Origin of the sequence: Halostagnicola sp. A56, assembly GCF_000691505.1 — an archaeon.
In the GTDB taxonomy this organism is placed as follows: domain Archaea; phylum Halobacteriota; class Halobacteria; order Halobacteriales; family Natrialbaceae; genus Halostagnicola.
The window spans coordinates 97,754-122,632 of record NZ_JMIP02000013.1; the positions used below are offsets into that span (position 1 = coordinate 97,754).

The 24,879-nt window shown below is 61.4% G+C and carries 20 protein-coding genes and 2 pseudogenes; 6 read left to right on the forward strand and 16 right to left on the reverse strand.

The features are described from left to right. From EL22_RS01250 to EL22_RS01270, 5 genes are all read left to right on the forward strand, one after another. Nucleotides 1–2,283, forward strand: coding sequence for a PrkA family serine protein kinase (locus EL22_RS01250; protein WP_050049782.1), 2,283 nt, complete (start codon nt 1–3; stop codon nt 2,281–2,283). Between the two features lie 103 nt (nt 2,284–2,386). After that, a complete protein-coding gene (locus tag EL22_RS01255) occupies nt 2,387–3,715 on the forward strand; it encodes a YeaH/YhbH family protein (RefSeq protein WP_050049783.1) in 1,329 nt (442 codons plus the stop codon). Nucleotides 3,716–3,737: 22 nt separating this feature from the next. Beyond that, nucleotides 3,738–5,768, forward strand: coding sequence for a SpoVR family protein (locus EL22_RS01260; protein WP_050049784.1), 2,031 nt, complete (start codon nt 3,738–3,740; stop codon nt 5,766–5,768). Between the two features lie 75 nt (nt 5,769–5,843). Further along, nucleotides 5,844–6,851 carry a HEAT repeat domain-containing protein gene (locus tag EL22_RS01265; RefSeq protein WP_050049785.1) on the forward strand — a complete coding sequence of 336 codons (1,008 nt, stop codon included), beginning with the start codon at nt 5,844–5,846 and terminating at the stop codon, nt 6,849–6,851. A 37-nt stretch (nt 6,852–6,888) separates the two neighbouring features. Continuing rightward, nucleotides 6,889–7,287: a secondary thiamine-phosphate synthase enzyme YjbQ gene (locus tag EL22_RS01270; RefSeq protein WP_050049786.1), complete on the forward strand. Its 399-nt coding sequence runs from the start codon at nt 6,889–6,891 to the stop codon at nt 7,285–7,287. Between the two features lie 36 nt (nt 7,288–7,323). Here the strand turns inward: EL22_RS01270 and EL22_RS01275 are convergent. The 7 genes and pseudogenes from EL22_RS01275 to EL22_RS01305 form a co-directional block, all read right to left on the reverse strand. Then, nucleotides 7,324–8,429, reverse strand: a pseudogene (locus EL22_RS01275) (Gfo/Idh/MocA family protein). 294 nt (nt 8,430–8,723) lie between these two features. Beyond that, nucleotides 8,724–10,007 (reverse strand): TIGR00341 family protein, encoded by a 1,284-nt coding sequence (locus EL22_RS01280; protein WP_050049878.1) that lies wholly within the window; start codon nt 10,005–10,007, stop codon nt 8,724–8,726. A 279-nt stretch (nt 10,008–10,286) separates the two neighbouring features. Beyond that, nucleotides 10,287–10,628, reverse strand: a complete 342-nt coding sequence (locus EL22_RS01285; RefSeq protein ID WP_050049787.1) for a hypothetical protein — start codon at nt 10,626–10,628, stop codon at nt 10,287–10,289. A gap of 463 nt (nt 10,629–11,091) precedes the next feature. Beyond that, nucleotides 11,092–11,514: a hypothetical protein gene (locus EL22_RS01290; protein ID WP_050049788.1), complete on the reverse strand. Its 423-nt coding sequence runs from the start codon at nt 11,512–11,514 to the stop codon at nt 11,092–11,094. Between the two features lie 171 nt (nt 11,515–11,685). After that, nucleotides 11,686–12,957, reverse strand: a complete 1,272-nt coding sequence (locus EL22_RS01295) for an amidohydrolase (RefSeq protein ID WP_050049789.1) — start codon at nt 12,955–12,957, stop codon at nt 11,686–11,688. Nucleotides 12,958–13,058: 101 nt separating this feature from the next. After that, nucleotides 13,059–13,778, reverse strand: a complete 720-nt coding sequence (locus EL22_RS01300; RefSeq protein ID WP_050049790.1) for a hypothetical protein — start codon at nt 13,776–13,778, stop codon at nt 13,059–13,061. A gap of 2 nt (nt 13,779–13,780) precedes the next feature. After that, a pseudogene (locus tag EL22_RS01305) lies at nt 13,781–14,529 on the reverse strand (DUF5058 family protein). A gap of 342 nt (nt 14,530–14,871) precedes the next feature. Here EL22_RS01305 and EL22_RS01310 point away from each other — a divergent pair. Beyond that, nucleotides 14,872–15,522 carry a trimeric intracellular cation channel family protein gene (locus tag EL22_RS01310; RefSeq protein WP_050049791.1) on the forward strand — a complete coding sequence of 217 codons (651 nt, stop codon included), beginning with the start codon at nt 14,872–14,874 and terminating at the stop codon, nt 15,520–15,522. A gap of 47 nt (nt 15,523–15,569) precedes the next feature. Here EL22_RS01310 and EL22_RS19255 read toward each other — a convergent pair whose 3' ends face one another. From EL22_RS19255 to EL22_RS01345, 9 genes are all read right to left on the reverse strand, one after another. Then, the gene (locus tag EL22_RS19255; RefSeq protein WP_050049792.1) at nt 15,570–15,818 is read right to left on the reverse strand and encodes a hypothetical protein; all 249 of its coding nucleotides are present in this window, start codon (nt 15,816–15,818) and stop codon (nt 15,570–15,572) included. A gap of 88 nt (nt 15,819–15,906) precedes the next feature. Next, the gene (locus tag EL22_RS18910; protein WP_255349652.1) at nt 15,907–16,035 is read right to left on the reverse strand and encodes a hypothetical protein; all 129 of its coding nucleotides are present in this window, start codon (nt 16,033–16,035) and stop codon (nt 15,907–15,909) included. Nucleotides 16,036–16,163: 128 nt separating this feature from the next. Beyond that, the gene (gcvPB, locus tag EL22_RS01320; RefSeq protein ID WP_050049793.1) at nt 16,164–17,594 is read right to left on the reverse strand and encodes an aminomethyl-transferring glycine dehydrogenase subunit GcvPB; all 1,431 of its coding nucleotides are present in this window, start codon (nt 17,592–17,594) and stop codon (nt 16,164–16,166) included. Continuing rightward, nucleotides 17,594–18,955 (reverse strand): aminomethyl-transferring glycine dehydrogenase subunit GcvPA, encoded by a 1,362-nt coding sequence (gene gcvPA, locus EL22_RS01325; RefSeq protein WP_050049794.1) that lies wholly within the window; start codon nt 18,953–18,955, stop codon nt 17,594–17,596. The genes gcvPB and gcvPA overlap by 1 nt, the downstream gene beginning before the upstream one ends. Further along, nucleotides 18,952–19,329 (reverse strand): glycine cleavage system protein GcvH, encoded by a 378-nt coding sequence (gene gcvH, locus EL22_RS01330; RefSeq protein ID WP_050049795.1) that lies wholly within the window; start codon nt 19,327–19,329, stop codon nt 18,952–18,954. The genes gcvPA and gcvH overlap by 4 nt, the downstream gene beginning before the upstream one ends. 3 nt (nt 19,330–19,332) lie before the next feature. Further along, nucleotides 19,333–20,433, reverse strand: coding sequence for a glycine cleavage system aminomethyltransferase GcvT (gcvT, locus tag EL22_RS01335; protein WP_050049796.1), 1,101 nt, complete (start codon nt 20,431–20,433; stop codon nt 19,333–19,335). A gap of 60 nt (nt 20,434–20,493) precedes the next feature. Then, nucleotides 20,494–20,649: a hypothetical protein gene (locus EL22_RS16965; protein ID WP_156184023.1), complete on the reverse strand. Its 156-nt coding sequence runs from the start codon at nt 20,647–20,649 to the stop codon at nt 20,494–20,496. 635 nt (nt 20,650–21,284) lie between these two features. Next, nucleotides 21,285–22,064, reverse strand: coding sequence for an IclR family transcriptional regulator (locus EL22_RS01340; protein ID WP_050049797.1), 780 nt, complete (start codon nt 22,062–22,064; stop codon nt 21,285–21,287). 800 nt (nt 22,065–22,864) lie between these two features. Further along, complete coding sequence (locus tag EL22_RS01345; protein ID WP_050049798.1) at nt 22,865–23,935, reverse strand: glucose 1-dehydrogenase; 1,071 nt, start codon at nt 23,933–23,935, stop codon at nt 22,865–22,867. Nucleotides 23,936–24,879: the final 944 nt, after the last annotated feature.

The window sequence follows — 24,879 nt, forward strand, 5'->3', positions numbered from 1 at the left end:
ATGAGAGGAAACGACTACGTCCACGAGGCCGATCGCGCCCTCGAGGAGACCTACGAAGAGCCGATGACCCTCGGAGCGTACGTCGATCGGATCTTCGAGAACCCGACGATCGCCTCCCACGCCTCGAAGTACCTGCTCGAGGCCATCGAGGCCGCCGGCACGCGGACCGTCGTCGAGGAGGGCGAGGAGAAACAGCGATACCGCTTCTTCGACGATCCGCACAACGACGGCGAGCACGCAATCTTGGGCAACACCGAGGTTCTCAACGGCTTCGTCGACGACTTGCGCTCGATCGCTGCGGGCAGGGCCAAAGACGAGAAGATCGTCTGGTTCGAGGGGCCGACCGCGACCGGCAAGTCCGAACTCAAGCGCTGTCTGGTCAACGGACTGCGCGAGTACTCGAAGACGCCGGCGGGCCGGCGCTACACCGTGGAGTGGAACGTGACGACCGCCGCCGACTCGAGGGGGCTGAGCTACGGCGGCGATCCGACCGCCGGGGACGACGAGAACTGGTACGAGAGCCCGGTGCAGGCCCACCCGCTATCGGTCTTCCCCGAGGAGGTGCGCAAGGAGTTGCTGGCGGAGCTGAACGACCGACTCGAGGATCATGTTCCGATCCACGTCGACTCGCGGCTCGATCCGTTCTCGCGGGAAGCCTACGAGTTCTTAGAGGAGCGCTACCGTCGACAGGGCGAGGAGTCGCTGTTCTCGGCGATCACCGACGAGAACCACCTGCGGGTGAAAAACTACGTCGTCGACGTGGGCCAGGGCGTCGGCGTCCTTCACTCCGAGGACGCGGGGCCGCCCAAGGAGCGACTGGTCGGGTCGTGGATGCACGGCATGTTGCAAGAACTCGACTCCCGCGGGCGAAAGAACCCGCAGGCTTTCAGCTACGACGGAGTCATCTCGCAGGGCAACGGCGTCCTCACCATCGTCGAGGACGCCGCCCAGCACGCGGATCTGCTCCAGAAGCTGTTGAACGTGCCCGACGAGCAGTCCGTGAAGTTGGACAAGGGGATCGGGATGGACATCGACACGCAGATGGTGATCATCTCGAACCCGGATCTCGAGGCACAACTCAACCAGCACGCCGATCGCAACGGGATGGACCCGCTGAAGGCGCTCAAACGCCGCCTCGATAAACACCAGTTCGGCTACCTGACGAACCTGAGCCTCGAGACCGAGCTGATCCGCCGGGAGCTGACCAACGAAACGTCGATCTGGGAGGCGACGGAGTACGAGGAGCTCGAGTCACGGATCCGCGAACCGGTGTCGGTCACGGTCAGAGACGGCGAGGGGGAGACGACCGCGAGGGAGTTCGCGCCCCACGCCATCGAGGCCGCGGCGCTGTATGCCGTGGTCACGCGACTCGACGAGGAGAACCTGCCCGCCGGGCTGGACCTCGTCGAGAAGGCGCTGCTGTTCGATCGCGGCTACTTACAGGAAGGCGATACACGCCGGACCAAAGCGGACTTCGAGTTCGACGGCGACGGCCACGACGGCGAACACGGCGTGCCGGTGACCTACACGCGCGACCGACTCGCGGAACTGCTCCAGACCGACCGGGATCGCCATCACCCGGAACTCTCCGTCGAGGACGTGATCATGCCGCGGGACGTGCTGAACGCGATGGCCGACGGACTCGCGGACGCCCCGGTCTTCTCGACCGGCGAGCGCTCCGAGTTCGAGAACCGGATCGTCCCCGTGAAGAACTACATCTACGACCAGCAGGAGTCGGACGTCGTCGAGGCGATCATGGCCGACAAGCGGGTCGACGAGGAGACCGTCGCCGAGTACGTCGAGCACGTCTACGCCTGGGAGACCGACCAGCCGCTCTACAACGACCGCGGCGAGGCGGTCGAACCCGACGCGCTGAAGATGAAACTCTTCGAGGTCGAGCACCTCGGGCAGTTCTCCGAGGAGGCCTACCAGGGCAATCAGCCGCGCGAGAGCGTCGTCCAATTCCGCCGCGAGAAGGTCATCACGGCGCTGAACCGACACGCCTGGGACCACCGCGACGAGGACTTCGCCGTCGCGGACGTGGATCTCACGGCGATTCCGGTCATCAACTCGGTCCTCGAGAGCCACGACTGGGACGACGTCGAGCGGACCTTCGAGGACTTCGACCCGCGCCAGTGGGACGACCCGCCGAAAGGAACCGAGACCGAGGCGGTCAAAGACAGCACGATCGAGGCGATGGTCGATCGCTTCGGGTACAGCGAGGCCTCCGCGGAACTGACCAGCAGACACATCATGGGACAGGTGAGCTACCGATGGAACTGAACGCGAACGCGACCGAGAAGGGGGACGAATCGAATCGGTACCCGCGCGGTGACAGGTGTGCGCTCGAGCGCCCAGTGGTACCCGCACGAACGGAGGTGCACCGATGGGACTGAGAGACGACCTCGAGCGATTCCGCGAGGTGGGCGAGAAACGCCGGGAGGATCTGGCCGATTTCATCCAGTACGGCGACCTCGGCCAGAGTCGACCCGGATCGGTGAGCGTGCCGGTCAAGATCGTCTCGCTGCCGGAGTTCGCCTACGACCAGCGCGACCAGGGCGGCGTCGGACAGGGCGACGGCGACACCCCGGATGTCGGCCAGCCGATCGGCCAGCCTCAGCCACAGCCGGGAGACGACGATGGCGAGGAGGGGGACGAACCCGGTGAGGAAGGCGGCGAACACGAGTACTACGAGATGGATCCCGAGGAGTTCGCCCAGGAACTCGACGAGGAGCTCGGACTGGACTTAGAGCCGAAAGGCAAGCAGGTCGTCGAGGAGAAAGAGGGGCCGTTCACGGACATGACGCGCTCGGGGCCGGACAGCACGCTCGACTTCGAGCGGATGTTCAAGGAAGGGCTCAAGCGCAAACTGGCGATGGACTTCGACGAGGACTTCCTCAGGGAACTGTGCAAGGTCGAGGGGATCTCGCCCCGCGAGGTCTTCGAGTGGGCTCGCGGCGAGAACCTGCCCGTGTCGATGGCCTGGGTCGAAGAGGCCCACGCCGACGTGGCGGACGAGCGCGGAAAGTGGGACTCCATCGAAGCCGTCGAGGAAAACGTCTCCCGCGAGACCGTCCAGCAGAAGATCCGCCGCGAGGGGATCAAGCACGTCCCCTTCCGCCGGGAGGACGAGCGCTACCGCTACCCCGAGATCATCGAGGAGAAAGAAAAGAACGTGGTCGTGGTCAACATTCGCGACGTCTCCGGCTCGATGCGCGAGAAAAAACGCGAACTGGTCGAGCGGACGTTCACGCCGCTCGACTGGTATCTCCAGGGCAAGTACGACAACGCCGAGTTCGTCTACATCGCCCACGACGCGGAGGCGTGGGAGGTCGACCGCGAGGAGTTCTTCGGCATCCGAAGCGGCGGTGGCACGAAGATCTCGAGTGCCTACGATCTGGCGGCCGAACTGTTAGAGGAGTACCCCTGGACCGACTGGAACCGCTACGTCTTCGCCGCGGGCGACTCCGAGAACTCCTCGAACGACACGAGCGAGCGAGTGATCCCGAGGATGGAGGAGATCCCCGCCAATCTCCACGCCTACGTCGAAACCCAGCCGAGCGGTAACGCGATCAACGCCACGCACGCCGAGGAGTTGGAGAAGCACTTCGGTCGCGACGCCGAGGACGTCGCGGTGGCGTACGTCAACGGCGAGGGCGACGTGACAGACGCGATCTACGAGATCCTCTCGACGGAGAGCGAGGCGGACGAGTAATGAAAGCGAACCAGAGACACCTATGAGCAAGACAAATTCCAACGCCGACCGGTTCCGAAAACAGGCCATCGCCGGGGAGTTAGAGGAGCCGGTCGAGGAAGCGCGAAACCTGGCCGAAACACTCGGCCTCGAGCCGTACCCGGTCAAGTACTGGATCATCGACTACGACGAGATGAACGAACTCATCGCCTACGGTGGCTTTCAGAGCCGGTATCCCCACTGGCGGTGGGGAATGCAGTACGACAAACAACAGAAGCAGGGCCAGTACGGCGGCGGGAAGGCCTTCGAGATCGTCAACAACGACAATCCGGCACACGCCTTCTTACAGGAGTCGAACACGATCGCCGACCAGAAGGCGGTCATCACCCACGTCGAGGCCCACTCGGACTTCTTCGCGAACAACGAGTGGTTCGGCCTGTTCACCCGCGGGCAGGCCGACGACGGCGCGGTCAACGCCGCGGCGATGTTAGAGCGCCACGCTCAGTCCATCGACGACTACATGTCCGACCCGGAGATCGATCGGGCGGACGTCGAGAAGTGGATCGACCACTGTCTGACCTTGGAGGACAACATCGACCAGCACCAGATCTACACGCGACGCCTCGACATCGACGGCGACGTGACCGACGAGCTAGACGAAGATCTGGCGGCGAAACTCGACGACCTCGAGCTCTCCGAGGAGGTCAAAGGCGAAGTGTTCGACGAGGAGTGGCTCGAGGCCGTAGAGGGCGACGACGCCTCGATAGAGTTCCCCGCACAGCCCCAGAAGGACATCCTCGCGTTCGTTCGCGAGCACGGCAAGCAGTTCGACGAGGAAGCGGGACGCGCCGTCGAGATGGAACCGTGGCAGCGGGACATCCTCGACATGATGCGCGCCGAATCGTACTACTTCGCCGCCCAGAAGATGACGAAGGTGATGAACGAGGGGTGGGCCGCCTACCACGAGTCGCGGATGATGAGCGACGAGGGCTTCGCAGAGGACGATGAGTTCGTCAACTACGCCGATCACATGGCACGGGTACTGGCCTCGCCCGGACTCAACCCCTACAGCCTCGGAATGGAACTGTGGGAGTACGTCGAGAACAAGACGAACCGCCGAGAAGTCCTCGAACGCCTGCTTCGCGTCGAGGGCGTTTCGTGGCGCAACCTCACCGACGTGGTCGACTTCGAGGCGGTGCGCGAGCGACTCGAGCCGCCAGAGGCGCTCGTTCGGATCACCCCCGAGACGCTCGAGGATGTCGTCGACCTGCCGTCCGCGTACGTCGACGACGAGGCCCTCGAGGCGGCGCGAGCGGGCGAAATCGACGTCGGGCGGTATCCGTGGAAGGTGCTCACCTACGAGGGACTGGCCCGGCGACACTACTCGCTAGTCAAGCGCCAGCACCGCGGGTTCCTGACGCGGGTCAGCCAGAACGACCTCGAGCGGATCGGCCGCTACCTGTTCGACGACGCGCGGTACGAGAGCGTCGAGGAGGCACTCGCGGATGTCGAGTACACCGCCGGCTGGGACCGGATGTTCGACATTCGCGAGAGCCACAACGACGTGACCTTCCTCGATCAGTTCCTGACCCAGGAGTTCATCACGGAAAACGACTACTTCACGTACGAGCACTCCCGGGCGACCGGCCAGTTCCACGTCTCGAGCGACGAAGCCGAGGACGTCAAGAAGAAATTGCTCCTGCAGTTTACCAACTTCGGGAAACCGACGATCGCGGTCTACGACGGCAACTACAACAACGCCAACGAACTCCTGCTCGGTCACCAGTACAACGGCGTTATGCTGGACTTAGCGCAGGCTCGAGAGACGCTCAAACGCGTCTTCGAACTCTGGGGTCGGCCGGTGAACCTCCTGACGATCGTCAAGCAGGTGGACGAACACGACGTCGAAGTGGCAAAGCGCCGGAACCGAGAGCCCGAGGCCGACGAGCGCGGCACGTGCCTTCGGTACGACGGCACGGAGGTGACCGTCGAAGACGTACCCTGGGAGGAGGTCGAACATCTCGCCGCCTCGGACGTCGATTACGACACGAAGCCCGACGACTGGCTCGCGTGACTGTCTTTACTACCCGACATTTCCGGCAAAATATTCGGAAGGTTTTTCCCCGTTATCTCGTATCCCACAGGTAGCATGGAGAGCGACGGGAACGAGTCGGACGGACGCACGCCGACGGGGGGCGAGGGGTTCGAACTACCGACCGTTCTGGCGGGACTCGACAGCGACGAACCCGCACGGAGAGAGCGAGCGCTCGAGGCGGTCTGCGAAACTGTCGAAACCAATCCCGAAGCGTGTCTGCCGACAGTGCCGAAACTCCGCGCGCTGCTCGAGACCGAATCGACCGACGCCGCGGAGTCGATCGCCTACTGTCTGGCCGAACTCGCGCGGGAATCGCCCGACGACGTCGCGCCATCGGTGCCGGGGATCAGTTCGTGCGTGACCGCAACCCTCCCACAGCAGGCGACTCGAGACCTCTTTCGGTGCCTCCACGCGGTCGCTGAGGAGCGGCCGGACACCGTCGTCGATCACGTCGACGAACTCGTCGCCGTCCTCGAGGAGCGATCGACCGTCGACCGCTGGAGCGTCGAACTGGTCGCGGAACTGTCGAAGGAGTATCCAACTGAGATCACGCCAGCGCTGTCGCTGCTGTGCGAAGTGTTGCACGCTGCGCCCCGAACCGGCGGGGTGTCTGCACTCACCGCGATCGGCCGGGTAGTCAGGGCGGACGCCGTCTCTATTTTCGACTTCGTCGACGACATCGTCTCGCTCGTCGATCACGACGACCGCGCGTTGCGAAACAACGCGATTGCCTGTCTCGGCGACATTGCACGCACCGCGCCCGAAACGATCGAACCCCACTGTTCGACGATCGCGACCGCCCTCGAGAGCGACGATCCGACCACCCGCGCGAACGCGGCGGTGACGATCGGCCGCCTCGCCGCCGACACGAACGAGGTCCGAGCACAGCGCCGGCTGGTCGAATTACTTTCCGACGAGCACGCGCAGGTCCGCGCGAACGCCTGTACCGCGATCGGCCACGGACGGGTTGGAACCGCTCGAGGCGCGCTCGAGGAACTCGCTGACGGTGATCCGAATCCCGCGGTGCGAGAACGAGCAGCCTGGGCGTCCGCACAGTTGTAAGGCGAACCGTCTTCTCGATCACGCCACCAGTTCCAGTATGGAGTTCACAGTCGAGACCGAAAAGCGGCTGACGACCGTCGATCTCACCGACCGCGTCCGCGACGCGGTGGCGAGCGATATCGACCGCGGACTGTGTACCGTCTTCGTCGCGCACACGACGGCAGCCGTTCTCCTCCAGGAAGACGAGGACCGGCTCCGAACCGACCTCGAGAACTTTTTCTCGGAACTCGTTCCCGACGAGGGCCACGCTCACGACGAACTCGATGGGAACGCCGATTCGCACCTCAGGGCGTCGGTCGTCGGACCGTCGGTGACGATTCCGATCGAGAACGGCTCGCTCGCGATGGGGACCTGGCAGTCGGTGTTACTGGCCGAATTCGATGGCCCGAGGACGCGAACGGTGTCAGTGACGACCGTTCGAGACGGAGCCGAGTAATGTGGGGTAGTGATAGCGAAACGAGTGCCGAACCCGTCAGTCGAGTCGGGCCTGAATCTCCTGATCGGAGGCGTCGGCCAGTTGCTGGGCTCGCCCGGTCTCGCTCGAGCGGTAGATAGCGTCGATCACCCGCTGTACCGTCAGGGCCTCCTCGATCGTGTTCGTCTGTGGCTCGACCCCGGTGGCGACGGCCTCGAGGAATCGCTTGTCTTGCTCGAGATGACCGGTGATCGACGGATCGCCGCTGAGGTCGACATCGGCGTAGTGGTCGCAACCGCCAGTTCCGGTCTCGAGGATCGTGAGGTCGTTATCGCCGATCTCGAACGACGCGCCGGCTTCCGTCCCGCGGACGACGAAGTCCGTAGACGATTCGCGGTTCGTCGCCCAGGCCGCCTCGAGCGAGATGGTCGATCCGTCGGCGCATCGAACGAACGCGCTGGTGGAGTCGTCGACGTCGTACGGTTCGAGGGCTGCGTCCCAGTTGTCGCCGAACCCGTCGGGATCAGCGTACTCCTCTCGCGTGCCGAAGGTCGTCCTCGTGATTCCGGAGACTTCCGTGACTTCGGGGAAGCCGAGCGTGTACAGCGCGAGATCGATCGCGTGCACGCCGATGTCGAGCAACGCGCCGCCGCCGGCCAGTCCGGGGTCGGTAAACCACGAACCGGGCCCGGGACGCCGCGGCGACGAACGTAGTTCGCCTCGACGTGGGTCAACTCGCCGAAGCGGCCGCGATCGTCGTACTCGTCGAACAGCGCCGTCGACGCCGCGTGGCGGTTGTGAAAGCCGACCATACAGATGCCGTCCGACCGGGCTTCGGCGTCGACGATACGCTCTGCGCTCTCAAGGGTGTGTGCCAGCGGTTTCTCGACGAGCACGTCGAGACCCGCCTCGAGCGCGGCGACGGCGATCGGTTCGTGAAACCGGTTCGGCGTCGTGACGACGACGGCGTCGACGGCGTCGTCCTCGAGGAGTCCCTCGTGTGATTCGTACGTCCGCGCGTCGAACTCCTCGCCGAACCGAGCGCGTTTCGATTCGACGATATCCGCCCCAGCACAAACGTCAGCGCCGTGCTCGAGAACGTTTCGTGCGTGTAATTGTCCCATTCCACCGAGACCGACGATACCAATGCCAACCGAACTCATGAAGAAATCACCGATTTCTGTCCGGAACCACCGAGTGGACGGATCTCAACGAGTAGTTTTGATCTCGTTCGAAAGCGATGCCGACTGTCCATAGAGAGAGGGAGTGGGCAAGGGAAATAAGCATTGTGTAGTAATAATCTATACAAGCAACCATATATTCAACATATATTTTACTTTTCGCCCACATATAGTATTTCTTCGGAGAGTAAATCAGTGTTAGCCCATTCGGTAATACCGGCTTGGGTCACACACCGATCGGACCCACACGTCGAGAACGATAATCTGCTGTGAACGTCACGCCCGTCGAGTGTCGACGAGTTCGACGACGACCGTCACCTCCTCGCCGGTCGCCGACTCGAGTCGACCGCGAACCGTCTCGGCGAAATCGGGCGGTTCCACCGCGCCGGGCGGTCGTTCGACGAGGACGGTAATAACAGGCTTCGAACCGGTGTAGACATCGTACAGCTCGTAATCGATCGATACCTCCCGGAACTCGAGGTCGCCGAAGGCGGGGTCGTCGCTCATCGACTCGAGTTCGACGGTCGCGTCGTGTTCGACGGATGCGGTTTGGTACGTTCCGTAGGTAACTCCCACGAGAACGACGGAGAGCAGCACGATCACGAAAAGAAGGACCGCGACGCGCGAGCGCAGTCGACCGTAGGCTCGTTCGATGCCCGCCGAGCGGTGCGGTCGATAGCCCGAGAGCCACAGCAACAGGAGGGCGGTGAGGTTGATCGATAGCATGTTTATCAACACCAGCGTGCCGGCGGTGAGGACCACTTCGGGGTGACCCCAGGCGATGCCGAGACCGACTGTCGCGGCGGGTGGAATCAACGCGACGGCGATAGCGACGCCGACCAGCACCGACCCTACGCCGCGCGTGAGACTGATCACGCCGGCCGCTCCGGAACCGAGCGCGAGAAAGAGCGCGAGAAAGCCGGGGGTAATTCGCTCCTGTATCGCCGGAACCGTCGTGATGTCGAACGCCGGGGGCAACAGAACCGTCCCGCGGAGCAGGTACCCCATCACCGCCGCGGTCATCACGGACGTGAGCAGGCCGACCACCTGGAGCCGGACCCCGCGCGCGGCGAGGCTGTCGTCGTCGACGATGACGCCGACGCTCGCCGCGAGCGCCGGCCCCATGAGCGGCGCGACGACCATCGCGCCGATGATGGTCGCGGTCGAATCGAGCAAGAGCCCCGCCGTCGCGATGATCGTACTCAACACGAGCAAGGAGAAGTACGTCGACGACGCCGGCGCGAGTTCGACGGCCCGCGACCGAAGCTCCTCTCTCGAGATCCGAGTCCCGGAGAACCGATCCGCGAGCGAGTCGGCCCGCTCGGAGACGATCGTCTCCGCGGCCACGACGACGGTGTAAGCCTCTTCGCCCATGCCCGCCTCGTGGAGTCTCTCGAGCGTTGGTTCGACGCCGGCCGGCGTGATCGGAATCGACACGAGCGCTTCGAACCCACCCGGTCCGGTTTCCTCGGTCACCGCGTACTCGATTCCCTCCGCCTCGAGCGTCTCGAGAACGAGCTCGCGATCACCCCGCGGGACGAAAATCTGCAAGAGACGCATGCGGTACGTACGCGAAATACCGGGATAACTGCCAACCACGACGGGCGTGACACTCTCGAACGGAAGACTGAGCCTCGAGGCCGGGCCGTCCACTCGAGCGTAATCGAGTGGCACGCGACCGTTCGGAGCTGGTGTCGCTTCGAATCGTCGGTAAAACGGACGATGCACGAACCGAGTGCTCGTCCATCGTCGACCCCCGCCCTCGAGATTTGTGAGAGTTGGTTCTCTCGCCTGTGATCGCGAAACAGTTAGGCGAAGCCCCGCATCTCACTGATTGTTCTATCGGTCGAAGCTTCGCAGAGCCATGCGTTTGACGTACTCTACGAACCCGTCAGTGTCGGTAACCGGGTCGGGACGACGGGTATCGTAATCGTGGTGGTGTCTCTCGTCGTGGCGTCCATTCCGATCCTTCCTGTCGCGGTGTTTCTTTCGATCCTTGTCGTCGTAGTGGCGTCTGTCGTCGTGTTTTCGCTTCTCGTCACGCCTTCTTCCGTTGTTGAATTCTCCGTGCTCGTCCGCAGCCGCGACTCCCGTGAGGCCGACCGCTCCCGTCCCGATCACTGCAGCGGTTCGGAGGACGTTCCGACGGCTGTCGTACGTCGTGTCGTCTTCGCGTGTCATTGGTGGAAAATACCCACGCAGTGCTATCGCGGATCGAGTTATGAATCGCACACCACGTTACGTCGAGAAAGCACAATACTGAGAAAAATTTTCGAGCGGACACAAGTGAATATATAATATTATGGGGGTCACAATCCGAGCGAATACTCGTATCGCCGCTTCTCTTTCGGGGTGCACCGGTTATTTTGCTGGCGACGAAATCACAATCAATTGGGAAGTTGATGTTGAGAATAGTAGACTTGACTCATACGAAAAAGAGTGATGTCGCAAACAATTCTGTCCGGCTGAAACGTGTCTTAGAACCGTGAACAGTACGTCAACGGATTCCCTCGAGTTCACGGACAGCGATCAATCACCCATCGAGGTGGCGCTCGCCGACCACAAACTCGTCGTCAGAAACCGACGCGTCGGTCATGGTCGCTTCCGTTTCGTCTGTCGGACTTCACGCTGTCCGGCTGGCCGATCAGTCGCCGTCGCTCGAGTATGCTGTCTCTGACGCAGTGGAGACGACGGCCGAATCTTCACCGATTCGTTCCAACACGGCGAGTGTACCCGCCGCATACGCGACAAATCCGGCTCCCGTGACCAGGAATCCGAGTCCGAGACGCAGTTCGTCAGTAACTCCCAACAACGGGCTGACACCGATGAGTGCAGCCAACGTAACGAGTCCGACACTAAGTCCCGTCCAGCGTTTGTCGTTCCACGTCTCCCCGGTCGCGTATGCCGGGTAGTGATGGCCGATGTGGAAGGTGAGTGTGAGTCCACAGGCCCAGCAAAGCCCCGTTACGAGCGCGAGACTGGGAAATCCTCCAATCCAGTACAGACCGATGCACACTGCGCCTCCAACGAGGAAAGAGACGAGAGTATCTCGAACGGTTCGTTGCATACGTCACCTAACGCAATACTGCCATAAAAATATTTGTGAGTGAGTCATCAATTGGGTGGTCCACGGCCTAGTATCGCGTCTCGGTGTCGACCTCGTACGGGAGTGTGACGCAGAAATCGACGGCAGAATCGGCGTTCTCGAGGCACCGATACAACGGCCGACGAGTCTGCTCTAGTCGGTAGCAAGCAAAGAGAGCGCCGTTCGTGAGAGCACAGACACGCCGATCGGGAGACACTCTTCGTCGACATCGAACGTCGGTGTGTGATGACCGCCCGGATTGCTCGCACCGATACTGACGTACGTCGCTTTGCCGCCGTTGTCGGCGACGGTCTTCATCAGATAGGTGGCGTCCTCGCTCGCACCGAGCGTCCCGCTTCGACGGGGGGATTCGACCGCCTCGAGTTCGGTCGCGTTTTCGTATACTGCACTGACCATCTCTTCGTCACAGTCTTGCCGTATCGACTCGCCGATAACGGTCACGTCAATCTCACAGCCGTGCATTTCCGCAGCGTGCTCGAGGCGGTCGTAAACAGATTCTTTCATGTATTCCATCAGCTGCGTCGACCCGCCCCGTACCTCCACTTTCGCAGTCGCCGAATCGGCAATAACGTTCGCCGCGTTCTCCGATCGGATTTCGCCGATATTCACTCTAGTCGCGCCGTCACCGTGGCGGGGGATTGCGTACATGTTGTTTGCTGCGGTGATTAAGGCCTGCACAGCGTTATGACCCCCGTTTGGCGCGTTGCCCGCATGTGCGGACTCACCGTGGAAGGAGATCTCGAAACGGGAAAGCGCCAGCGCTTCATCGAGTCCAGCGACGAGTTCGCCGGTTGGCAGATCGAGTCCAACGTGCGTTCCCATCAAATAGTCAATATCAGATAAGTGATTCGTATTTGCCATCGCCTTTCCACCGCCGAGGAGTTCTTCAGATGGTTGGAAGAAAACTTTGAATATACCACTAAAGTCACTCTCTAAAACCGCTTTGAGGACACCGATTCCAATAGTTATGTGCGCGTCGTGTCCACATGCATGCATGAATCCATCTATCGTTGATCGAAAGCCGTTCGAACTTGGGAAATGGTTCGTGTCAGAGGACTCAGTTATCGGAAGGGCATCGATATCCACCCGGAGGCCAACGCAGGGACCGTCTCCGTTGTCGATGACCGCAACCACGCCGGTATTTCCACCAGCAATCTTATCGAAGACGTCAAGACGATCGATTTCGTTCCTGGCTCTCTCCAGCCACGTGTCTAACTCCCGATTGTCCGGAACGCCGAGGCGCTCATCGGAATCGATCGCATCGGGGCCGACGTGGATTTCGTCTACGCCGACTCGTTCGATTTCGTCGACGATTTTCGCGGTCGTCCAGAACTCACGCCAGCCCGGTTCGGGGTGTTCGTGAAATACGCGTCGCAATTCAACTATGTCACTTGTGCCTGGCATAAACTAGCATGCAAACACCAGCTGTTTATAATTTCCCAAGGCCCTCGCCGAGGTATGTCCGAAAGCGAGTTCGACGGTACAAAGTTACCGGAGCCAACGTCTCACGAACTCGTCTCGATCATATCGCGTTGCCACATGAGTTTCGCAGCGTAGATCGTACCGAACACGGAGACGACGATCACTGCATAGATCGGAATGCCGGGGAGGAACGCGAAGAATCCGAGGTCCATCAACACCGTCATCACCAGCGCGATAGCGAACCCGACGGCGGCTACCTTCGGATAGTCCCGTCCGAACTGCGCGAAAATCGCACCGAATATCGCAGGCACCAGGTAAGACTCGAGGGCGTTCCGGACGAACTCGGGAAGCGCCTCGAATACGGGAACGAGCGCGAGGGCACCGATCGTCAATATCGCGATGTTCACGAAAATCGAGCCGGCGATCGCGATGGTCGAGATGATGCTCCTACGGGGGGTCCCCGCTTCGACATCGGCGCTCTCCTGTGCTGCACCAGCACACGGTAAGCGGAGGTTCGAGATGTTCCCCGACAGAAACGCCATGTACGTCCCGGGAATACCGAGAACCGGATAGTACGAGATGGGTTCGATAAACCAGATGATCCCGAACGTGGTCACGACCGACACGAATCCACCGACTATCGCCCCCGTTGGCGGAATAATCTCGAACACGGCGAGTAAAACGAGTGCCGGCCCGAACGAAAAGGCGACGGCGAGCAGACTCGTTATTCTTCCCCATCTGTTGATGGACGGGATGAAATCCGATTCGTAGACGCTCTCACCCGAACCCGACGGTGACGACATCGTTACCACCCACCTCCGGCGACCATGTGAACACCCATCCCGACGACGAGGCCGACCGCCATCGACGTCCCCAGCGCCCATTCTCTGATCCACTGAACGTCGTTCTCATCAGCTATCTTCAAGAGCGAGAGCATGACTAACCCCCCGACTGCAACGGATCCCGTTTCGGGTGCCCCGGCCGTTACTTCCCCGGAGACAAAATACGCGAACGCGCCGAGCATCGCACCAGCGGTGACGATCGGAAGCAGTGTCTCTCTTCCACCGACGATCTTTCGTCTCGCCTTCTCCATATGTGGCGTCCCGAAAGCCGCAACGACCAACCAGCCGATCCCCCCGAGGGTCATCGTCCAGACTGCAGTCGCGAACGCTGTCTCGGTAATCCCGTCTTCGCCGAATCCGAATCCGAGTTGGGAGACCCCAAGTTCCGCGGCCGGTAGTTCGAATGCGACGGATCCGATAACGGACAGTCGCATCCAGGCAACTGGCCCGCCGACGACCGCAATCAGTGCAAGCATCGCTGCGAGCACTGCTATCGCAGGACCGACCGCCGAAATGACGCCCGTCTTCAGTCCGGTTTTGAGCTGCTCATCGGATAACCCCATCTTTTTTCCATTTTCCACGACCGCCGAAGGAACAGTCCCGCTTGCACTAACACCATCGAGACCACTGGAATCGCTGAGATCCAGAGCCAGTTGCTGTTGGCTACGTCCATGTAGGCCAGTGCTGTGGCTGTGTTGAGATACCATTCCATGGTACTCGGTAGCTATCATTGAGTGCTCATATATCTACTGGTCCGGCAGACGGCGCGAACGGCGATACGCGTAAACGAAAGCCGAATACGCGGAACCCCCGTTCTCGTCACAGGCTAGTACCCTTCTCGACACACAGACAATATCGTCGTCATCGTCACCGCATGACTCCACTCCCATCGCCGTGACTCCACTCCCATCGTAGAGACTCTCGCTCGTCGTGCGAACTCACCCCCGTCGTACGGACCCCACACGTAGTTCATGTCTGACGAGGTCGCCTCCGATGGGCACTCTTTCGAGAATCGGAACGTTGAATAGGTTGAAACCGCTGTTTGCAGTCATCTATGGGAGGAGTGCTCGAACAATTGCTCGGCGACCCGTTTACCGTGATGAACGCCGTCGGGCTAATCGCGTTCGCTCTCGTGGGCGCGACGAAGGCGATCCGCGAGCGATTCGACGTCTTCGGTGTCACCGTGGTGGGTCTCGCGACCGCCTTTGCAGGCGGGGCCACCAGGGACATACTGGTCGATCGGATTCCCCTTGCACTCCGATCGCTCGGTGAGATCGGCCTCGGCATGTTCGGGGTCACCCTCGCGATCGGACTCAGTATGGCCCTCGAGTCGCCCGACGATCACCCCTTTACCGTAGTGGCGGATGCGGTCGGACTCGCCGCGTTTACTACCGCCGGTGCCATCGTCGCGGCCGACAGCGGCCTACCGGGTTTCGGGGTGATCGTCATCGCGACCATCAACGCTGTCGGCGGGGGTGCGATCGCTGATATCCTGCTGGATCGAACGCCGTTTATCATGATCGACGACTTCTACGCGAGCTGTGCGGTACTCGGCGGAACGACCTACTGGCTACTCGATACCGCAGGAGTAGGTGGCGGAGCAGCGGCGCTGTGTGCCACAGTCACCGTCGGAACGAGACTGGCCGCCGTCTACTGTCAATGGGCGCTTCCGACCCCCTACAACGGTAACGAGCGGTTCGAGTAACGTCTCGCGGCGCACTCGAGTCGGCACGAGACGAAATGACAGACAGATTATCTGTTCGGAGTGTGTATCGCTCGTCCCGCAACGTTCGCAGCCGCCTCTCGAATCGACTCGGAGAGCGCCGGATGGGTGTGAACCGTCGCCGCGAGTTCCGCCACGGTCGTCTCGGACTCGATCGCGACTCCGATTTCGCCGATCAGTTCCGACGCTTCGGGTGCGACGATTCGGGCGCCCAAAACCCGACCGTCTTCGGCGGCGACGATCGTGACGAACCCGTCAGTCTCGTCGATCGTAGCCAAATCGGTCGCCTCCTCGGTGAGGTCGACGCGGGCGGTGTGATCGTCGACGAACGTTGCGGTGCCATCGACGAGCGTGACGCCGTTTCCCTTACATAGCTTCTCGACGCCGGACGTGCTTACATAGCTTCTCGACGCCGGACATGAGTCGATCGACGACGCCGTCTTTCCACTCGAGAAGCGCCTCGAGATCGATCGAGGGTGTCGCGTGGATGCCCATGTGGTCTGCCTCGCTCGTTCGGTGTGCGAGGTCCGTCGCCGAGAGCAGTGCCTTCGATCAACGAAGACAGCGGCGAGGTGACCGGGATCGCCTTCGATCAACGGAGATAACGGAGTTGGGTACTGGCGTTACTCCTCGCCAGAGAGCGCGTGCCAGGAGAGTCGCGGGCTTCGGGCCGCGCTCGTCTGATCGATGTACCGCGCGCTGGTTCGCTCGGGCGCTGATTCGAGCGCGTCTGCGTCTTTGTCGACGGCGTCGAACGCGGCGGCGAGCCGATCGAGCGATCGCTTGCTCTCGACCTCGGTCGGCTCGGTCATCAGCGCTTCCGGGACGATCTCCGGCCACTTCGTCGTCGGCGGGTGGACGCCGAAATCGAGCATGCGCTTCGCAAAGTCGGCGGCGTCGATCTCGCCGGCGCTCGCGACGAACTCGTGATGGAAGGGGCCGAACGGCACCTCGAGGTCGATCTGGCTAGCGAGGTAGTTCGCGTTGAGCACCGCCTTCGCGCTCGCGTCCTCGAGACCCTCGTCACCGAGCCGGCGGATGTACGCGTGAGTCTTGAGGAGGACCAGCCAGTTGCCCATCGCACCGTGGACCTTGCCGATCGACTCCGACGGCTCGAACAGTTCGTAGCCGTCCGAACCCTGACGGACCTGCGGAGACGGCAGGAACGGCGCGAGCTCCTCGGTGACGCCGATCGGACCCGCACCCGGTCCGCCGCCGCCGTGGGGCGTCGCGAACGTCTTGTGGACGTTGTAGTGCATGATGTCGAAGCCCATGTCGCCCGGTCGCGCGCGCCCGAGCAGCGCGTTCAGGTTCGCGCCGTCGTAGTACAGCAGACCGCCGGCGTCGTGAACGATGTCGGCGATCTCCGCGATATCGCGCTCGAACAGGCCGAGCGTGTTTGGGTTTGTCAGCATCAACGCGGCGGTTTCGCTCCCGACGGCGCTCTCGAGCGCCTCGAGGTCGACCCGACCGTCGTCGGTGGCCGGCAACTCGACGACGTCGTAGCCCGCCATTGCGGCGGTGGCGAAGTTCGTCCCGTGCGCGCTCGCCGGCACGATGACCTCGGTTCGCTCGTCGCCCTCGCCGTTTCGGTCGTGGTAGGCCGCGGCGACGAGAATGCCCGTGAACTCGCCGGCTGCTCCCGCCGGCGGCTGGAGGGTCACCGCGTCCATCCCGCCGATGCGTCCGAGATAATCTTGGAGTTCGGCGTAGAGCTGGAGGGTCCCCTGAACGCTCCCCTCGAGGCGGTCCGGATGGACGGCCGCCGACGCTCGCGTCGCGATATCCTCGGTGAACTTCGGGTTGTACTTCATCGTACAGGAACCGAGCGGGTAGGGGCCGCTGTCGATTCCGTAGTTCATCTGCGAGAGGCGCGTGTAGTGGCGCGCGGCTTCGGGTTCCGAAAGCGCCGGGAGAGATATCGAGTCCCTGGTGAGATCCTCGGGCAACCCGTCGTACTCGATGTCGACCGTCGTCCGATCCTTCTCGGCGAGTAACGGTTCGTAGCCGTCCGATTCCGAATCGTTCCAGACGGCCTGCTGGTGTCCGGCCATCAGTCGAGCACCTCCGCTATGGCGGCCACGAACGCATCGATCTCGCGCTCGTTCGCGTCGGTTACGCAGATCTGGACCGTCTCCTCGTCGACGGCGTGGACGGCGAAGCCTTCCTCGTAGAGGGCAGAAACGAACTCCGAAGCGGGCGGTTCGACGGTCGCTCTGAACTCGCGCAAGGTGGGGTACTCGTCAGCTGGAGCCTCGATACCGTCGATCGCGTCGATCCGCGCCGCGAGACGCTGCGGGAGTCGGTGACAGGATTTCGCGAGATCGACGAGTCCGTCGGGACCGAGCAGCGTCGCGTGAATCGCGGCTCGCAGCGCGACCCAGGCCTGATTGGTACAGATATTCGACGTCGCTCGCTCGCGTCGAATGTGTTGCTCTCGAGTCTGGAGCGTCAGCGTGTACGCCCGCTGGCCTCGATCGTCCTCACTGGCGCCGACGAGACGGCCAGGAACCTGCCGAAGATACTCCTCGCGGCAGGCGAACAGGCCGAGTCCCATTCCGTAGGCCGAACCCAGCCCGAGGGTGCTCGCGTCGCCGACCACGACGTCGGCGCCGACCGACGCCGGCGTCTGCAACAGCGACAGCGCGACCGGATCCGAGCCGAGACAGAAGAGCACCTCGCTGTCGGCCAGGTGGGTCCCGATCTCCTCGAGAGCGGGCTGGATTCGACCGCTCGTCGTCGGGTTTTCGACGTACACGAACGCGACGTCGTCGTCGACGGCGGCGGCAATCTCGTCGGGGTCGACCACGCCACCGTCGGTCTGATACTCCGCGACGACGAGGTCGGCCCCGGAAACGTAGTTTTCGAGGACCGCCCGCCGTTCGTCGAGGAGCGTATCGGGGACGAGCACGCGATCGCCCGTCACGGCGCGGATGCGCTGGGACAGCGTCGCCGCCTCGCCGAGCGCGGTGGCCGCGTCGTACATCGAACAGTTCGCGACCCCGAGACCGGTCAGTTCCACGAGCAGCGACTGGTACTCGAACAGTGTCTGCAAGAATCCCTGCGTGATCTCGGGCTGGTACTGCGTGTAGGAGGTCAGAAACTCCGAGCGATCGGCCAGGTGGTCGACGAGCGACGGGACGTAGTGATCGTAGTGTCCTCGGCCGAGAAACTCGGTGACGGAATCGTTTCGCTCGAGGGTCTCCGTCAACTGTCGTCTCACGTCCCGCTCGGAGGCGGCGTCGATCCCGAACGAACCGTCGAACCGAACCGATTCCGGAACGTCGAAGAGGTCCTCAACCGAGTCCGCGCCAACCGCCTGCAGCATCGCTTCGACATCCGCTTCGGAGTGGGGTGCGAACGGCGTTCCGGACCGACTCGTCGCCGTCGATAGCGTCGTCTCGTGCTGACTCATTGGATCTGTTCCTCGTACTGGTCCGGGTCGAGAAGGTGATCGAGCGAGTCGTCCGTCTCGAGTTCTATCATCCACCCCTCGCCGTACGGGTCCTCGTTGACGAGTTCGGGGCGATCGAGTATCGCCTCGTTGACCGCGGCGATCGGTCCCGAGACGGGCGCGTAAACGTCCGAGATCGCTTTGATGCTCTCTACGACCCCGAATTCCGTCCCTTCCTCGAGCGTCTCGCCGGCGGCGGGAAGTTCGACGAAGACGATGTCACCCAGTTCGTCCTGTGCGAAGTCGGTGATCCCCACTCGAACGACGTCGTCCCGTCGCAGTATCCATTCGTGCGATTCCGCGTACCGCCGTTGTGCTGGTATTTCGAATGTCATCAGTTACGTGTCTCCCTCCTGGGCCGCCAGGAACCGTTGATCGACGATCGTCGCGTCCGCCACGCTGTCGCGAACCTCGATTCCGATCTCGGTCCCCTCGTCCGCATACGCCGCGTCGACGTAGCCGAGCGCGACGGGAACGCCGAGCGTCGGGCTCATCGTGCCGCTGGTCACGGCGCCGATCTCCGCCCCATCAGCGACGATCGAGTAGCCGGCGCGCGCGATCGCCCGCTCGTCCACCCGGAGTCCGACGAGGCGCTCGTCGACGCCTGCGGCCTCGAGTTCTCGAAGCGCGTCCGCGCCGACGAACGGCGTCGAGAAGTCGACGACGAACTCTAGCCCGGCCTCGAGCGGCGTTCGCGGCTCGTCGTCGGGGTCGAAATCCTGGCCGGAGAGAAGGAGGCCGGCTTCCAGTCGAAGCGTGTCTCGAGCGCCCAGACCGCACCGCTGAATCCCGTCGAACGCGTCCCAGACGGACTCGGCGTCGGTCGCCGAAAACACGATCTCGACGCCGTCCTCGCCGGTGTACCCGGTTCTGGCGACGAGACAATCCGCACCCGCGATCCCAATGCGGCGCGCGCAAAATCGATCGAGGTCCGACACCGAATCACTCGCGACCGAGGAGACCGCGTCGACCGCTTCGGGGCCCTGTATCGCGATCATTCCGGTTTCGTCGGTTACGTTTTCGACGGCAACGTCGAAATCGGTCTCGGCTGCAAAGCGGCGCCATCTGTTCGTCATCTGCTCGTCGTGACCGGCGTTCGGAACGAAGAGATACCCGTCTCGTTCCGGACGGCGGTAGACGACCGTATCGTCCAGGAGGATGCCATTCTCGTCGAGGATACAGGAGTACTGGGCGTCTCCGGGTTCCAGTTCGCCGACGGCGTTCGTCGTGAGCCGATCCATCAGTTCCGTCGCGTCGGGCCCCCGAACGACGACTTCGCCCATGTGACTCACGTCGAAGCGGCCGGCCGTCTCCCTGACTGCCGAGTGCTCCGTGCGTATCGAATCGAACGTAACGGGCATCTCCCATCCACCAAAGTCGGTGAAGTCCGCGTCGGCAGCTCGGTGGGCCGAGTATAGAGGTGGCTTCTGTAACGTCACACTGAAACCATCAGAGACGGCTTACATAAATTTCACTGTTCTGCGATCGAACCGCCGGTGTCAGTTGACTCGCGTGACCGGAAACCCCGCATTCTGAATGGCGGCAACGATCCACTCGGTTTGTTCGGTCCCGCTCGTCTCGACGGGCGTCTCTCGCACGACCGACTCGTCAAACCGTTCGCGGGCGCGCTCTATCGCGGATACTGGCAGATTCATGGGTGGGCGTCTCCGAGACACGTAGCGACCTCGTCCGTTACACGTCGCCGAACGGTAATAATAGTAGCGCAGGGACGCGAGAACGATCCATAGCGGCCGTCGCCACTCGGGATACGGTTTTTCGATCGAAAATACACCTTCGCTCGAGCCGTCCAGAGTCGGAGCGCTGATCGAAGTTCCCAATATAGGGAAATGAAATGAAGAGTGAGAGAGACGATGTACCTGATCAGGCGACGAGATGGAGAGGAACGCTATCTCGTCGGTTCGGATTGTGTACCTGACTACTGTCTCTTGTGCCAAAATCGGCCGTCTGGGCCTTCGCTGTGGCGTCACGGAGCGTGTCCTGCAACCAGAATTGTCGAGCAAGCACACGGAAAACCGTCACAGAACGGTCGACGGCGAACACCGTAGAACTATTGCCATATCGGCGAGTTCCGGTACTAGCGCTCTCCTCACAGCCACAGAGTATGCTTTTCCAATATAGAAACTGATTCACTCCAGTTCCGAGGTGAAAGCGCTCCGGAGGTAGCCTTTTACACCAATACAAATGTAACAATCACCGCGTTCGATGACGGTATCAGCGCCATCGAGAGATCCTGAACCGGTTCGACGGCGAGTTCGTTCCCACCTTGGCGCTACGAGTCCCTGACCGTTGCATCGTCCCCGGCTGCCAGTTCGCGCTCGAGGTCCGAAACGACGGGACCGAGTTGGTCGACGAGCTTCTCGTCCGATGGAAGGCGATACGGCGGTCCGGAGATATCGAGCGATCCGAACGCGGATCCGTCCGGACCCGTGATAGCCAGCGCAACCGATCGCAACCCCTCGAGGGCCTCCTGATCGTTTACGGCGTATCCTCGCGAACGCGTTCGCTCGAGTTCCGCGAAGAGTTCGTCCCGACTGGTTATCGTATTCGGCGTCTGAGCCGGAAGCCCCCACCGATCGAGAATCTCGTGGACGCGGTCGTCCGAGAACTCGGCCAGCATCGCTTTTCCGCTCGCGGAGCTGTGCATGTAGAACTGGTGGCCCACCTGAAATCCCGTCACCGAGGGATTGCTGACTTCGTCGAAGAGAACGATACTCCGCCCGTTCTCCGCCACCGCGAAGCTCACTTCCTCGCCGGTCGCGTTGGCAAGTTCGAACGCGTGTTCCTTCGCGAGGTCGTACCGTTCGTCGCGCCGACGAGCCGCTTCCCCAAGATGGAAAAGCTTCAGACCGAGCTGGTAGGTCTCCCCGACTTTCGTGACGTAGCCGACGTCTCGCAGCGTCTCGAGATGGGTATAGACAGTACTCGTCGAGAGCCCGACCTGGTCGGAGATGTCGGTGAGCCGGCCGCCGCCGAGTTCGTCGATCGCATCGACCACTCGAAGCGATGTCGCCGTCGTTTTTCGCCGGTCGCCGCGTCCATCGGATCCCATGCAATTCGCAGGGTCGACGATCCGCTTAAATCCCCATCTTTTGGGTGGACTGGCCGTGATCACGTCACAACGAAGGCACGGTCAACTGATCGGTTGCACGCGGAGAAACTCACCGCATCTGTTTCGGCCGTATTTCCCTCGGATTTGTATCTCGCAAACGGCTTTCGAGACGAAAATCCATAATTACTCCGTGTCGACCGTTTCCGGTAGATTAGGTTACGGACATACGAGCGTAAATAAGTTCCAATTCTTGTAGGTGGAGTAAGAAAGGTCGCACAATGGATTGTCGATCAATGGGACAGCGTTCAGATCGATATTCGTAACGATCAAACGGCTATCGCAAATCGACGCCGCAAACGAGCGCAACGATGTTCGACAGGAGGCGCAGTAATGTTCGTGGGACGCTGAAGATGGATCGGAAGGTTCGAGCGGTACGCCGAAGTGGCGTTCGATTCTCTCAAACAGACGCCGAGTCGCGAATTTCTCCGACGCGAAACTCGAGATCGTCACGTGAATCGTTCCGATACGAGAAGGTATAAGGCTCGATCGAGAATACGTGGACCCCCGAGCCCCGACGATTTGTTAGTTCGATGCTCGCAAACAGAGTGCGATCACCGGTTCCATCCTGACCGACTCTGCAGCATCGAACTCCAGAAGGAAACTCGCCTGTGCGAACGCCCACACAGTGTTGTGACGGCCGACGAGAAATTACCCGCGTCGAACGGCGATTCCCGTCGAGCAGGCCGAACGGGCCGGCTCAGGGCCACGGCGAGAAGGGGTCACAGCGATCGCGCTTTCACCTACCCATCGAACGAGACGACGGATTTCAGCGTATCGGGTGAGTCGTCGAACGCCGAATCGATCTCGTCGGGTTCGTAGCGACCCGTCACGAGTTCGTCTACTACCGGCTTCGGTGCCGTCTCGAGCCACTCTGTAGCAGCCTCGAAGTGGCGTTTGCGAGAGTTGACCACGCCGAGTAGCGCCTTGTTGGTGACGACGAGTTCCGAGTGGAATGTGCCGCAATCGATGTCGAACGTCGTCGACTCGTCCGGGATCCCCTGAACGGTCCCAACGCCGTTCGGAGCGAGGGCAAAGACCGCGTCGACGGCGTGTTTCGGATACCCGGTGGTCTCGAAGACGTAGTCCGCCGGACCGTATTCGTTGGCGAACGCGGCCACGGGCAGTTCGCGCGAATCGACGTACGTGCCCCCGACGCCTTCGATAACGTCGATCGTTGGATCCGGACGATCGCGTCGCCCGAGACAGTACGTCCGCGCGAACTCCTCACCCGTCTCGAGACGGACGGTCGCGAGCAATCCGAGGTTGCCGTTTCCGAGCACAAACGCACTCTCTGGCCGCCAGTCGAACGCCGACCTGGCGGCGAAAGCCTGCTCGAGGGATTTCTCTACCAGGCTCGCCGGTTCGACGAGAAACCCGTAGGAGGCGATAGAATTGGGAACGCGAACCAGATACGACGGATCACTCGTGAAATACTCCGACATATAGCCGTGCATTCCTGTGATCCCTCGCTCGTGGAACGTCCCGGGCGGAGCCATATCGAGTTCGCCGTTCGTATCGAACCGCGTCTCGTGATCGGGTGACCGACGAACCAACGGCGTTACGACGTCACCTGTTTCGAACGCGGTTCCGTTCGAATCTTCGACGACGCCCACTGCTTCGTGGCCGAGAACGAGGTAGTCGTCCTCCTCGGGAGGAACACCGCCGATATCGCCGGCGACGATTCGCCTGTCCGAACCGTCGATCCCGACCTCGAGAGTCCGTACCAACACTTCTCCGTCCGCTGGGGACGGTTTTTCGGTCTCGATGAGTCGGACGTCCGACTCGTCAGGGAAGAACGCGACAGCGTGCATTTCGATGTAATGTGTCGATGTCACTCAAATACTTTGCCCTCACAAGAGTGACGTGTGCTTTTGAGCCTCGCAAACGATTGGTGCTTCTCCTGAGACGTGGTCTACACGCCGGCCCGAATATCTGCTGAACTAGCGTCGATGACGGCCGAGATCGCTCTCGAGTGTTTGGAAGAGACAAACGTACGACGCTGAATACGCCGGTCGACTCGCTGTGTCAACTCGCTTCTAGTGACATGACGATCAATCCCGATTTACCACGCACCAACAGGAGAACGACTGAACGGCAGTCAGGGCAGTTCGTGAGACAAGCAGGTCGCGGCGGTGGTTTGGGACGATGCTCGAAACCCTGTTCAGTGAGTCTTCTGCGGCCGAGTTCGCGGAAGGGTGCCAGTTCAGGTCGCCCGCGACGTTTTCAGATGGCTGTAGACAACGAACCCCATTTGTGAGGAGATTGTATTTACATTAGTATGACCGTAATTTCTGAGTTGGGTCCTGCTAATAGTAGTCCGTTCTGGCAGTTGAGTTAGGCAGAAATAGCCGTTATGGTATACTAAACAAAACGAAGTGACAGCGATTATTATATAATTTCTAATTAGTTGATATAAGTATATTTTAAGAGAATGTACCACCACTATTGCTTCACTCGGTCGAATATAGCGATTTCGAGGTTTGATACGCGGATTGCAAATATTTATCGCTGGCGAACTGACGCGCAGTAGTTCTAATCCAACTCACTTGTCACACGACGGATTTCGTTCGTCCATCAGCCGATCTACGGTGTCATATTGTCTTTTTATCCGTCGCTATCATTGGTTTTTATTTAGATTCCCAATGGGCCAGGACCAACAGGCGTTCGACTGACCACTTACGTCAGGAGCGTGGAACAGGGGTCGAACGTCGACGGCGGATACAACGCTTCGAGAAACCTGTATCTGGGGAGGTCG